This is a genomic window from Streptomyces sp. NPDC086787 (assembly GCF_044745865.1).
GTDB lineage: Bacteria > Actinomycetota > Actinomycetes > Streptomycetales > Streptomycetaceae > Streptomyces.
This window is the reverse complement of sequence record NZ_JBIVBC010000001.1, coordinates 1,008,527-1,021,191: the sequence shown is the minus strand read 5'-3', so window position 1 is coordinate 1,021,191 and position 12,665 is coordinate 1,008,527. Positions and strand designations below refer to the sequence as shown.

The following is a 12,665-nucleotide window of genomic DNA, read 5'->3' as shown; positions in this document are numbered from 1 at the left end:
TGGAGAACATCGAGATGAGCAAGCGGAACAGCCAGTCGGCGAAGACGGCGGCCCGGGAGCGGCTGCGCCTGGAGCGCGAGAAGCAGGCCAAGCGCGCCAAGGTCAGGCGACAGGTCATCGTGGCCTGCTCGGTGGTGGCCGTGCTGGCCGCCGCGGGCGGCATCGGCTGGGCCATCGTGCAGGCCAACAAGCCCAGCTACTGGGACGGTCTGACGGACGCCAAGGTCGTCGCCCCGGCCAACACCACGGGCACCGACGGCACCACGGTCGTCATCGGCAAGGACACCGCGAAGAAGACCCTGAAGGTCTACGAGGACCCGCGCTGCCCGGTGTGCGCCGCGTTCGAGCAGACCGTCGGCTCGGCGGTGAAGAAGGACATCGACGGCGGCAAGTACAAGATCCAGTTCATCGGCGGCACGTTCCTCGACGGCGACGGCAAGGGCGACGGCAAGGTCAAGATCGGTTCGCGGGGTGAGGGCTCCAAGAACGCGATGAGCGCGCTCGGTGCCGCGCTGAACGTGAGCCCGGAAGCCTTCCTGGAGTACAAGACGGCGCTGTACTCCAAGCAGTGGCACCCGGAGGAGACGGACGACAAGCTCAAGGACGACGCCTACCTCATCAAGATCGCGAACACCGTCTCCGCCCTGAAGAACAACACCAAGTTCGAGACCGCGGTGAAGAACGGGACCTACGACGCCTGGGCCCTCGCCATGTCGGAGACGTTCAACACCAACAAGGACGACGTGAGCGGCACGCCGAGCTTCGTCATGAACGGCAAGAAGCTCACCGGTGCCGACGGTTACGCCCCGATGTCGGTGGCCGACTTCAACACCGCGGTGGACGCGGCCCTCAAGGGCTAGTCCTTCACAATCCGCACCACAGAACAACTGAATCCGAAGAGTGGGCGAACTTTTTACGAGTTCGCCCACTCGCGGCCATACCGATCAGTAACCTGATCGGCCGTGACCAGTCGATACAACGCCTCCGAGGGCACCAACTCCCTCGCGCCCCGCCGCCGTACGGTCGTCAAGGCCGCGGCGGCGACCGCTGGAGCCGCGATCGTCGCGGCCCCGCTCGCCGCGGCGCTGCCCGCCAGCGCCGCCGGCCAGGCCCCTGCCTTCCTGCACAGCGTCGCCTCCGGCGACCCGCTGCCCGACGGCGTCCTGCTGTGGACGCGCGTGACTCCCACCGCCGAGGCGGTCCCCGGTTCCGGGCTCGGCCCGGACACCGAGGTGAGCTGGGTCGTCGCCACGGACAAGTCGCTGACGAACATAGTCGCCAAGGGTTCCACGACCGCGACGGCCGCCTCCGACCACACGGTCAAGGCGGACATACGCGGCCTCGCCCCCGCCACCGACTACTGGTTCCGCTTCTCCTCGGGCGGCACGGACTCCCCGGTGGCGCGCACCCGCACCGCGCCGGCGGCGAACGCGGCCGTGCCGGGCCTGCGCTTCGGCGTGGTCTCCTGCGCCAACTGGGAAGCCGGCTACTTCTCCCCCTACCGCCACCTCGCCGCTCGCAACGACCTGGACGCGTGGCTGCATCTCGGCGACTACATCTACGAGTACAAGTCCGGTGAGTACGCGGCCCGCGGCAAGGTCGTCCGCGCGCACGCCCCCGCGAACGAGATCCTCACGCTCGCCGACTACCGCACCCGGCACGGCAGGTACAAGACCGACCCGGACCTCCAGGCGCTGCACCTGAAGGCACCGGTCGTCGCGATCTGGGACGACCACGAGTTCGCCGACAACGCCTGGTCCGGCGGCGCGGTCAACCACACCGAGGGCGCCGAGGGCGCCTGGACCGACCGCCAGGCGGCCGCCAAGCAGGCCTACTTCGAGTGGATGCCGGTCCGCCCCGCCATCGCGGGCACCACCTACCGCAAGCTGCGCTTCGGCAAGCTCGCCGACCTGTCCCTCCTCGACCTGCGCTCCTTCCGCTCCAAGCAGGCCGCCACGGCCAGCGGCTCGGTCGACGACCCGGACCGCACCCTCACCGGACGCGCCCAACTGGACTGGCTGAAGGCCGGGCTGAAGGCCTCCGACACCACCTGGCGGCTGGTCGGCAACTCGGTGATGATCTCGCCGTTCTCCTTCGGCAACCTCTCCGCCGATCTGTTCAAGCCGCTGGCCAAGCTGCTCGGTCTGCCGCAGGAGGGCATCGCCGCCAACACCGACCAGTGGGACGGCTACACCGACGACCGGCGCGAGCTGCTGTCCCACCTGCGCTCCAACGCCATCGGCAACACCGTCTTCCTGACCGGTGACATCCACATGGCATGGGCCAACGACGTGCCGATGGACGCGGGGACCTACCCGCTGTCGGACTCGGCCGCCACCGAGTTCGTGGTCACCTCGGTGACCTCGGACAACCTGGACGACATCGTCAAGGTGCCCGAGGGCACCGTCTCCCTGGTCGCCTCGCCGCTCATCCGCGCCGCCAACCGGCACGTCCACTGGGTCGACACGGACCGCCACGGCTACGGCGTCCTGGACATCACGGCCGACCGCGCGCAGATGGACTACTACGTCATCTCCGACCGCACCAAGGCCAACGCCGGCTCCTCCTGGGCCCGTTCGTACCGCACCCGCTCCGGCACGCAGCAGGTCGAGCGCACCTACGACCCGGTCTGACCGTGCCCGGGCCCACGACCTGCTAGAGCGATTCGAGGAAGCCGAGTGCCACCCGCCAGGTGGCCTCGGCGGCCTCCTCGTCGTAGTCCGGAAGACCGGGGTCGGTGTACAGGTGACCGGCCCCGGTGTACCGGTGGACCTCGACCTCGGCGCCCGCCCGGCGCATCTGGAGGTACCAGGCGCTCAGCCAGTCGTCCGGTTCGAACGGGTCCGGCTCGGCCACGTGCAACTGGACCTGGAGGTCGTCCGCGGAGGCGTTCGGCGCGAGGTCCGAAGTGCCGTGCAGGAGCAGCAGCCCACGCGCCTTGTCGTCGCCGAGGGCCAGGGTCTGCGCGACGGCGGCACCCAGCGAGAACCCGGCGTACACCAGCCCTCGTTCCGAGTAGGGCGCGGCAGCGAGCACGGCCCGCTTCAGCAGCTCGTCCTTGCCGATCTCCTCCCGGTACTCCCTGGCCTCCTCGACCGTCTCGAACGTGCGGCCCTCGAAGAGGTCCGGCGTCCACACCTCGTGTCCCGCCTCCCGCAGACGGTCCGCCGCCGCGCGCACCGCGGGTCTGAGGCCGTAGGTCGAGTGAAAGAGCATGATGTTCATCCGGCCATGGTGCCAGCCGGGCAGGTCGGCGCCGGTCTCCGGTCCCGGGTCCGGTCCGGCCGCCGTAATACCCACCACGTGCCTGAACACACATGTTCATGATTGCCCGGTGCCGGTTACGTTCGGAGGCATGGAGAACGTCATCCGCCCACTGATCGTGGTCGGCGGCTCCGTCCTGCTGACCCTGCTCATCGGTTGGGCCACGGATCTGCTGCTGCGCAAGGCCGACGCCCGGCACAGCGAGACCCCCTTGTGGGGGCTGCTGCGCCGCGCCCGGATCCCCTACCAGCTGGTGCTGTGCGCGGCCCTGCTCAGAGGCTCGTACGACCAGGCCAAGCTGCTGGAGGCGCATCGCGTCGGGATCGGCCGGACGCTGACCCTGGTGCTGATCGGGTCGGTGGCCTGGCTGGTGATCCGTATCGCGGCGGCGATCGTCGAGACCTCCTACAGCCGGTACGCCCGAGCACACCGGGACCCCGCCCGGGTGCGCCGGGTACGCACCCAGGTCTCGCTGATCATGCGCGTGGTCGCCGCGGTCGTCGGCGTGGTCGCGGCCGCCGCGATGCTGCTGACCTTCCCCGCGATGCGCGCGGCCGGCGCGTCACTGCTGGCCTCCGCCGGCATTCTCGGCATCGTCGCCGGTGTCGCCGCCCAGTCCACCCTCGCCAACCTGTTCGCCGGGCTGCAGATCGCCTTCGGCGACATGGTCAGGATCGGCGACACCGTCGTGGTCGACGGCGAGTGGGGCACGGTCGAGGAGATCACACTGACCTTCCTGACCGTCCGGACCTGGGACGAGCGCCGGATCACCATGCCCGTCTCGTACTTCACCTCGAAACCCTTCGAGAACTGGTCGCGCGGCACCCCGCAGATGACCGGCACCGTCTTCTGGCACCTCGACCACTCGGCACCGGTCGAGCCGATGCGCGAGAAGCTGCGGGACATCCTGCGCGAGTGCCCGGCCTGGGACGGCCGCGACTACACACTGGCCGTCACCGACTCCACCCCGAACACGCTCCAGGTGCGCGCGCTCGTGACCGCCAAGGACTCGGACGACCTGTGGACGGTACGGGTGGCGGTCCGCGAGCAGATGATCCGTTGGCTGTCCGCGGAGCACCCCTACGCGCTGCCGCGGGTCAACACGGCCGACGCCGCCCTGCCGCCCGGCGGGGTCCCGTCCCCGGACGGCGCGCCGCGCCGGGCCCACGAGCCGCCGCGCCCCGGCCGGGGGTGAGACGCCCCGCGCCGGGGGTGAGACGCCCCGCGCTCACCGCAGGCTGCGCACGTCCAGGTGACGCAGGACGCGGTCCACGACCTCCGGGTCCGCCCCCGGCTCGCTGCGCGCCGCCAGCACCTCGTGCCGTGCGGCGCTCAGCATCTCTCCCTGGATCCGCCGGACCCGCTTCAGGCGGCGCACCCGCTGGTCGTGGGCCTCCCGGCGCTCGTCCTCGCCGATGTCGGGGCTGATCCGCACCCCGATGTCGAAGGCGCTGCGCAGCATCTGCTCGGACAGTTCATCGGGCAGCTCCTCGACCTGCTCCATCTCCCTGAGCCGCCGTTTCGCCGCTTTGGCCGCGCGCACGGCGAGCTGCTTCTCGAACTCCTTCTCCCGTTCGCTGTCGGCCTGCACTCCCAGCCGTTTCACGAGCCAGGGCAGAGTGAGTCCCTGGAGCACCAGGGTTCCCATGATCACCCCGAACGCGATGAAGACGATCTCGTCGCGGTCGGGGAAGGCGGACCCGGCGTCGGTCTTCAGCGGGACGGCCAGCGCCAGCGCCACCGAGGCCACCCCGCGCATCCCGGACCACCACATGACGACGGTCTCGCGCAGGCTCATCGGGATCTCCTCCTCGACGTCCCGCTTGGCGTGCAGCCGCTTGGTCAGCCAGCTGGCCGGGATCAGCCACACCAGCCGTACGAAGACCACCACGGCGAGGACGGCGGCGGCCCAGCCGAGCATCTCGCCCCAGCGCCCGGCGGCGGTCCGGATCGCGTTGTGCAGTTCCAGTCCGATCAGCCCGAAGGCGACGCCGGTGACGAGGGTGTCCACGACGTCCCAGAAGGTGTGTCCGGCCAGCCGGGTCATCACGTCGTCGGCGCCGAGGGCGTACTCGGCGAGGAACAGCGCGGTGGTGAGCACGGCGAGCACCCCGGAGCCGTGCAACTCCTCCGCGAGCACATAGGACGCGTACGGCACCAGCAGGGTGAGGCCGATCTGGAGCGTCGGGTCGCCCAGCAGGTCGAGCAGCTTGTTCGCGCCCCAGCCGAGTCCGAGTCCGACGGCCACCGCGACCACCGCGGACAGCACCAGGTCGAGACCGGCCCGCCAGGGCGAGAAGGTGCCGCTGACGACGGCGGCGATCGCCACGTGGTACAGCACGATCGCCGTGACGTCGTTGAACAGTCCCTCGCCCTCCAGGATCGACACCAGCCGGCGCGGCAGACCGAGCTGTCCGGCGACGGCGGTCGCGGCGACCGGGTCGGGCGGGGCGACCAGCGCGCCCAGGGCGACCGCGGCCGGGATCGACAGCCCCGGCACGATCGCGTCGGCCACGAAGGCCACACAGGCGGTGGTGACGAACACGAGGGCCACGGCCAGCAGGAAGATCGGCCGCTTGTTGGCCGCGAACTGCCGCCACGAGGTGCGGCGCACCGCCGCGTACAGCAGCGGGGGCAGCAGCAACGGCAGGATCAGGTCGGGCGGGAAGTCCACGTTCGGCACGAAGTCGGCCACCGCGAGGGCGATCCCGAACAGGGTCATCAGCACCGGCGCGGGCAGTCCGAAGCGGTCGCCGAGCGGGACACTGACCAGGGCCCCGAGCAGCATCGCGAACAGCAGGGCCAGCTGGTCCACGGGCAGTACTCCGGTGGTAGACGATCACGGCAGGCCTCAAGCCTGCCATGGCGCGCCACCGGACGCGTCGTACCGCCGGGGGCGGCTCAGGCCCAGGTCTCCTCGCGGACCTGGTCCAGGGCCTGCTGAAGGTCGTCGGGGTAGTCGCAGGCGAACTCGGCCCACTGCCCGTCACCGGGGTGCTCGAAGCCGAGCCGTACCGCGTGCAGCCACTGGCGCGTCAGGTTCAGCCGCTTGCCGAGGGTCGGATCGGCGCCGTAGGTGAGGTCGCCGACGCACGGGTGGCGGTGGGCGGCCATGTGCACGCGGATCTGGTGGGTGCGGCCGGTCTCCAGCTTCACATCGAGCAGGGAGGCGGCGCGGAACGCCTCGATGAGGTCGTAGTGCGTCACCGAGGGCTTGCCCTCGGCCGTGACCGCCCACTTGTAGTCGTGCTGGGGGTGGCGGCCGATGGGCGCGTCGATCGTGCCGCTCGTCGGGTCGGGGTGGCCCTGGACGAGCGCGTGGTAGCGCTTGTCGACCGTGCGCTCCTTGAACTGGCGCTTGAGCGACGTGTACGCGTACTCCGACTTGGCGACCACCATCAGGCCCGACGTGCCGACGTCGAGGCGGTGCACGATGCCCTGGCGCTCGGCGGCGCCCGAGGTCGAGATCCGGTAGCCCGCGGCGGCCAGGCCGCCGATCACGGTCGGGCCGCTCCAGCCCGGTGACGGGTGCGCCGCCACACCGACCGGCTTGACGATCACGACCACGTCGTCGTCGTCGTGCACGATCTCCATGCCCTCGACCGGCTCGGCCACCACCTGCACCGGCGCGGGCGCGCCGGGCATCTCGACCTCCAGCCAGGCGCCGCCGCGCACCCGCTCCGACTTGCCGACCACCGAGCCGTCGACCTGAACCTTGCCTGCCGCGGCCAGCTCGGCCGCCTTCGTACGGGAGAAGCCGAACATTCGGGAGATGGCGGCGTCGACGCGCTCGCCCTCCAGGCCGTCGGGCACGGGCAGGGTGCGGATCTCGGGAATCGTGCTCACCCGTCGAGTATGCCGGACGGGCACGGCCACCCCGTACGAGAGCCCCGGCGGCCCTGGCGGCCCCGGTGGCTCGCAGGTCGCTCAGTCCTTGTGGACGGTGCCGTCCGGGTCCAGTCCGCGGAAGGACAGCAGCACGATCAGGATGCCGCCGCAGACGATCGCCGAGTCGGCCAGATTGAAGACCGCGAATCCCTTGGGCGCGATGAAGTCCACGACCTCGCCCTGGAAGAGTCCCGGGGAGCGGAAGATCCGGTCGGTGAGGTTGCCCAGCGCGCCGCCGAGCAGCAGGCCCAGCGCGATCGCCCAGGGCAGGCTGTAGAGCTTTCGGGCCAGGCGGACGATCACCACGATGACGGCTGCCGCGATCACCGTGAAGATGATCGTGAAGGCCTGTCCGACGCCGAAGGCGGCGCCGGGGTTGCGCAGGGCGTTGAGCTCCAGCCAGTCCCCGACGAGCTTGATCGGCGCGTGGTTCTCCAGCCTGGCCACCACGATCATCTTGCTGACCAGGTCGAGGGCGTACGCCAGGAAGGCCACCAGGAACAGCACGGCGACGCGGCGCCTGCCGCGGGGCCGCTCGGCCAGGGTGTTCGTGCCGGCTGCTCCGGCCACTGCGGCCGCCCCGTCCACATCGGACAGGCCGGGAACGCCGGACGCGCCGGCGGTCGCCGCCCTGTCGTCGCTGTCGTCCGGGGTGTCCGGCGTACCGATGATGCGCTCCGCCTCTGCCACGTGAGTCCCTCAACCTAGGTGCCTGACTGAGACGAGACTACGGCAAGCCCCGGACGACCCACCTGATCAGTAGCGGCGTTCCTGTTTCTGCTTGCACTCGACGCACAGGGTGGCGCGCGGGAAGGCCTGCATCCTGGCCTTGCCGATGGCGTTGCCGCAGTTCTCGCACAGGCCGTAGGTGCCCGCTTGCAGACGTTCGAGGGCGTGGTCGGTCTGGATGAGCATCTCGCGCGCGTTGGCGGCCAGCGCCAGTTCGTGCTCACGCGTGATGTTCTTGGTGCCGGTGTCCGCCTGGTCGTCGCCCGCACCGTCCCCGGAGTCCCGCATCAGGCCCGCCAGGGCCTCCTCGGAGGAGCTGATCTCGGCGCGCAGCCGCGCGTCCTCGGACAGCAGCTCGGCGCGCGCCTCCTCGACCTCCTCGGGCGTCCAGGGGTCCTCGCCCGGACGCACCGCGAGCTCGCCGGGGGCCACCGCGGCACCCCGCGCCTTGGGAACGGCGGTCTTCGCCGCCGTCGCCGTGCCAGGAGTCTTCTTCGCAACCACCGTCGTGGCTCCCGTCTGCTTCGCGGCCCGCGCCGCGCCCACTTTCTTGGCCGTGCTCTTGGCTGTGCTCTTCGCCGTGCTCTTCTTGGCCACGCTCTTCTTGGCCACGCTCCTGGCGGAGGTGTCCGGGGCGGCGGCCTTCCCAGGATCCGTCCGCTTCGCGGCCGTCTTCTTGGCGGCCTTCTTTCCGGCGGTCTTCGCCGCCTTGGCGGCCACCGTGCCATCCACCTCACCGTGCGCCGGGTCCGCCTTCTTCGAGGCTGCCTCCTTGACCTCCTTGACCTCCTTGGACACCTTTACCTGCTTGGCCTTCGCGACCTTGGGGGCGGCGGTCCGAGACGTCTTCACCGGCTTGACCGGCTCCACCGGAGACCCGGCGTGCGCGTTCCGTGACACGGCGCTTCCCCGGACGCTCTTCTTCCCCCCCATGCCCTTGGCCGTACCGCCGGAGGCCGCGTCACCCGAGACGGTCGCGCCTCCGGATCCGTCGGACGTCACCTGCTGTACGGCGGTCTTCTTCGCCACCATGCCGCGGCCCCTTCACATATTGTGATATTGCACGCGAATCGTGCTGGGACGATAAATCGACTTGGGTCCCGCGGCAACGGGGCACGCCGCCCGATCCACCCGCCCCGCACCCCCGCGCCGCAGGTATGCATGCGTTGTGCCCAGCTCCCGCCCGGATATCCACCGCGCCGGGCATCCCGGGACGCCACACCCGCGCACGTCGCCATTCGGGTCACCGAAAACCGGTCGGCCGCTGTCCCCGGGGCGCCGTACACTGGGCGCAGCGAAAGGCGTGGATGGGGACGAGTAGCGGCGTACGCAGCCCAGAGCGACCCGGGGACGGTGGAAGCCCGGGGGTGAGCGCGACGTGAAGATCACCCCTGAGCCGCCGGAAGAAAGCCCCGGGCAGTACCAGGGGCCGGTAGAGCCGGCATCGCGACCTCAATGAGGGGGCTCACGGGCGCGCACGGCGCACGGCGGGCCAAGGAGGGTGGTACCGCGGGAGCGCCGCACACGGCGTACGTAGCACATACGGCTCTCGTCCCTCCGACGGAAGGCAGCAAGTCCGTTGGAGGAAGCCCGCAGATGACAGCGCCGACGTACCGTCAGGTACCCGCCCAGGTCGACCTGCCCGCGCTCGAGCACGCCGTGCTCGACTTCTGGCGCGAGCAGAAGATCTTCGCCAAGACTCTGGAGCAGTCCGAGGGCCGCCCGGAGTGGGTGTTCTACGAGGGCCCGCCCACCGCGAACGGCATGCCCGGCGCCCATCACATCGAGGCGCGGGTCTTCAAGGACGTCTTCCCGCGCTTCCGCACCATGCGCGGCTATCACGTGGCCCGCAAGGCGGGCTGGGACTGCCACGGCCTGCCCGTGGAACTGGCGGTCGAGAAGGAACTCGGCTTCTCCGGCAAGCAGGACATCGAGGCGTTCGGCATCGCGGAGTTCAACGCCAAGTGCCGCGATTCGGTGCTCCGCCACACGGACGCCTTCTCGGAACTGACGACCCGCATGGGCTACTGGGTCGACCTCGACGACGCCTACGTCACCATGGACCCCGAGTACATCGAGTCCGTGTGGTGGTCGCTCAAGCAGATCTTCGAAAAGGGCCTGCTGGTCCAGGACCACCGCGTCGCCCCCTGGTGCCCGCGCTGCGGCACCGGTCTGTCGGACCACGAACTGGCGCAGGGCTACGAGACGGTCGTGGACCCGTCGGTGTACGTCCGGTTCCCCCTGACCTCCGGACCGCTCGCCGGCCGGGCCGCGCTCCTGGTGTGGACGACGACCCCCTGGACCCTGGTCTCCAACACGGCGGTCGCGGCACACCCCGACGTCAGCTATGTCGTCGCGACGAACGGCGAGGAGAGCCTGGTCGTCGCCGAACCGCTGGTCGCCAAGGCCCTCGGCGAGGGCTGGGAGACCACGGGCGAGACCTTCACCGGCGCCGAGATGGAGCGCTGGACCTACCAACGTCCGTTCGAGCTCGTGGAGTTCCCGGAGCCCGCGCACTTCGTCGTGAACGCCGAGTACGTCACCACCGAGGACGGCACCGGTCTGGTCCACCAGTCCCCCGCCTTCGGTGAGGACGACCTCAAGGTGTGCCGCTCCTACGGCCTGCCCGTGGTCAACCCCGTGCGCCCCGACGGCACCTTCGAGGAGGACGTCCCGCTGGTCGGCGGGGTGTTCTTCAAGAAGGCCGACGAGCGGCTCACCGAGGACCTGGGCGAACGCGGCCTCCTCTTCCGGCACCTGCCGTACGAGCACAGCTATCCGCACTGCTGGCGCTGCCACACCGCGCTGCTCTACTACGCGCAGCCCTCCTGGTACATCCGCACCACAGCGGTCAAGGACCGGCTGATCGAGGAGAACGAGAAGACCAACTGGTTCCCGGAGACGGTCAAGCACGGCCGGTTCGGCGACTGGCTGAACAACAACATCGACTGGGCGCTGTCCCGCAACCGCTACTGGGGCACCCCGCTGCCGATCTGGCGCTGCGAGGAGGACCACCTCACCGTCGTCGGCTCCCGCGCGGAGCTGACCGGGCTGACCGGCACGGACCAGTCGGGCCTGGACCCGCACCGCCCGTTCATCGACGAGGTGACCTTCGCCTGCCGCCACGACGGCTGCGGCGGTACGGCCACGCGCGTGCCCGAGGTCATCGACGCCTGGTACGACTCGGGTTCGATGCCGTTCGCGCAGTGGGGCTACCCGTACAAGAACAAGGAGCTGTTCGAGAGCCGGTATCCGGCGCAGTTCATCTCCGAGGCGATCGACCAGACACGGGGCTGGTTCTACACGCTGATGGCGGTCGGCACGCTGGTGTTCGACAAGTCGTCGTACGAGAACGTCGTCTGCCTCGGCCACATCCTGGCCGAGGACGGCCGCAAGATGTCCAAGCACCTGGGCAACATCCTGCAGCCGATCCCGCTCATGGACCAGCACGGCGCGGACGCGGTGCGCTGGTTCATGGCGGCGGGCGGCTCCCCGTGGGCGGCCCGGCGGGTGGGCCACGGCACGATCCAGGAGGTCGTCCGCAAGACGCTCCTGACGTACTGGAACACGGTCGCCTTCCAGGCCCTGTACGCCCGTACGTCCCAGTGGGCACCCAGCGAGGCCGACCCGGCCCCGGCCGACCGTCCGGTCCTCGACCGCTGGCTGCTGTCCGAGCTGCACGCGCTCACCGACCTGGTGACGCAGGCACTGGAGGCGTACGACACGCAGCGTGCCGGGAAGTTGCTGTCCGCGTTCGTCGACGATCTCTCGAACTGGTACGTCCGCCGGTCCCGTCGCCGCTTCTGGCAGGGCGACAAGGCCGCGCTGCGCACGCTGCACGAGGTCGTCGAGACGGTCACCAAGCTGATGGCCCCGCTGACCCCGTTCATCACCGAGCGGGTCTGGCAGGACCTGGTCGTGCCGGTGACCCCGGGTGCCCCGGAGTCCGTGCACCTGGCCTCCTGGCCCGAGGCGGACCTGTCCGCGATCGACCCGGAGCTGTCCCGCCAGATGGTCCTTGTGCGCCGCCTGGTGGAGCTGGGACGCGCCACGCGCGCGGAGTCGGGGGTCAAGACCCGCCAGCCCCTGAAGCGCGCTCTGATCGCCGCCGGTGGCTTCGAGACGCTGCACACCGAGCTGCACGCGCAGATCACCGAGGAGCTGAACGTCGAGTCCCTCGCGTCCCTCTCCGAGGTCGGCGGTTCCCTGGTCGACACGACCGCCAAGGCGAACTTCCGGGCGCTCGGCAAGCGCTTCGGCAAGCGCGTCCAGGACGTGGCCAAGGCCGTCGCGAACGCCGACGCGGCGGCGCTGTCCCTCGCCCTGCGCGAAGGCACGGCGTCGGTGGAGGTCGACGGTGAGACGGTCACCCTCGCGCCCGACGAGGTGATCATCACGGAGACCCCCCGCGAGGGCTGGTCGGTGGCCTCCGACTCGGGTGCCACGGTCGCCCTGGACCTGGAGATCACCGAGGAGCTGCGGCAGGCGGGCCTGGCCCGTGACGCGATCCGGCTGATCCAGGAGGCGCGCAAGAACAGCGGCCTCGACGTGGCGGACCGTATCGCGCTGCGCTGGACCTCCACGGACCCCGTGGTTCTGGCGGCCCTGACCGAGCACGCCGGCCTGATCGCCGACGAGGTCCTCGCCACGGACTTCCTCACCGAGGACAGCGCCCGGGGCGAGGCCGACGACGCCTACGGCGAACCGTTCACGGACGAGGGACTGTCCCTCACGTTCCGTCTGCGCAAGGCGTAGCCGCTCGGACACACAGGGCTCGGTCCCCT

9 protein-coding genes are annotated in these 12,665 nt (G+C 70.4%); 4 read left to right on the top strand and 5 right to left on the bottom strand.

Features of this window, described 5'->3' with window-relative positions; genetic code table 11:
* Positions 1-14: 14 nt before the first annotated feature.
* Both ACIPK3_RS04740 and ACIPK3_RS04735 read left to right on the top strand, forming a co-directional pair.
* Positions 15-860 (top strand): thioredoxin domain-containing protein, encoded by an 846-nt coding sequence (locus tag ACIPK3_RS04740; RefSeq protein ID WP_402566563.1) that lies wholly within the window; start codon positions 15-17, stop codon positions 858-860.
* A gap of 102 nt (positions 861-962) precedes the next feature.
* Positions 963-2,633, top strand: coding sequence for an alkaline phosphatase D family protein (locus ACIPK3_RS04735; RefSeq protein ID WP_402566562.1), 1,671 nt, complete (start codon positions 963-965; stop codon positions 2,631-2,633).
* Between the two features lie 22 nt (positions 2,634-2,655).
* Here ACIPK3_RS04735 and ACIPK3_RS04730 read toward each other — a convergent pair whose 3' ends face one another.
* Positions 2,656-3,225 carry a dienelactone hydrolase family protein gene (locus tag ACIPK3_RS04730; RefSeq protein WP_402566857.1) on the bottom strand — a complete coding sequence of 190 codons (570 nt, stop codon included), beginning with the start codon at positions 3,223-3,225 and terminating at the stop codon, positions 2,656-2,658.
* Between the two features lie 130 nt (positions 3,226-3,355).
* Here ACIPK3_RS04730 and ACIPK3_RS04725 point away from each other — a divergent pair, with 130 nt between their 5' ends.
* Positions 3,356-4,459, top strand: a complete 1,104-nt coding sequence (locus ACIPK3_RS04725) for a mechanosensitive ion channel family protein (RefSeq protein ID WP_402566561.1) — start codon at positions 3,356-3,358, stop codon at positions 4,457-4,459.
* A gap of 33 nt (positions 4,460-4,492) precedes the next feature.
* On the opposite strand, the gene ACIPK3_RS04720 is transcribed toward ACIPK3_RS04725, so the two are convergent.
* The 4 genes from ACIPK3_RS04720 to ACIPK3_RS04705 all read right to left on the bottom strand — a co-directional run bounded on the left by ACIPK3_RS04720 (position 4,493) and on the right by ACIPK3_RS04705 (position 8,913).
* A complete protein-coding gene (locus ACIPK3_RS04720; RefSeq protein WP_402566560.1) occupies positions 4,493-6,079 on the bottom strand; it encodes a Na+/H+ antiporter in 1,587 nt (528 codons plus the stop codon).
* A gap of 86 nt (positions 6,080-6,165) precedes the next feature.
* The gene (locus ACIPK3_RS04715; protein ID WP_402566559.1) at positions 6,166-7,110 is read right to left on the bottom strand and encodes an RluA family pseudouridine synthase; all 945 of its coding nucleotides are present in this window, start codon (positions 7,108-7,110) and stop codon (positions 6,166-6,168) included.
* An 81-nt stretch (positions 7,111-7,191) separates the two neighbouring features.
* On the bottom strand, positions 7,192-7,842 hold the full coding sequence (lspA, locus tag ACIPK3_RS04710; protein ID WP_402566558.1) for a signal peptidase II: 651 nt from the start codon (positions 7,840-7,842) through the stop codon (positions 7,192-7,194).
* 66 nt (positions 7,843-7,908) lie between these two features.
* A complete protein-coding gene (locus ACIPK3_RS04705) occupies positions 7,909-8,913 on the bottom strand; it encodes a TraR/DksA C4-type zinc finger protein (RefSeq protein ID WP_402566557.1) in 1,005 nt (334 codons plus the stop codon).
* Positions 8,914-9,477: 564 nt separating this feature from the next.
* Between ACIPK3_RS04705 and ileS the strand changes: the two genes are divergently transcribed.
* Positions 9,478-12,636, top strand: coding sequence for an isoleucine--tRNA ligase (gene ileS, locus ACIPK3_RS04700; RefSeq protein ID WP_402566556.1), 3,159 nt, complete (start codon positions 9,478-9,480; stop codon positions 12,634-12,636).
* The last annotated feature ends 29 nt before the right edge of the window (positions 12,637-12,665 follow it).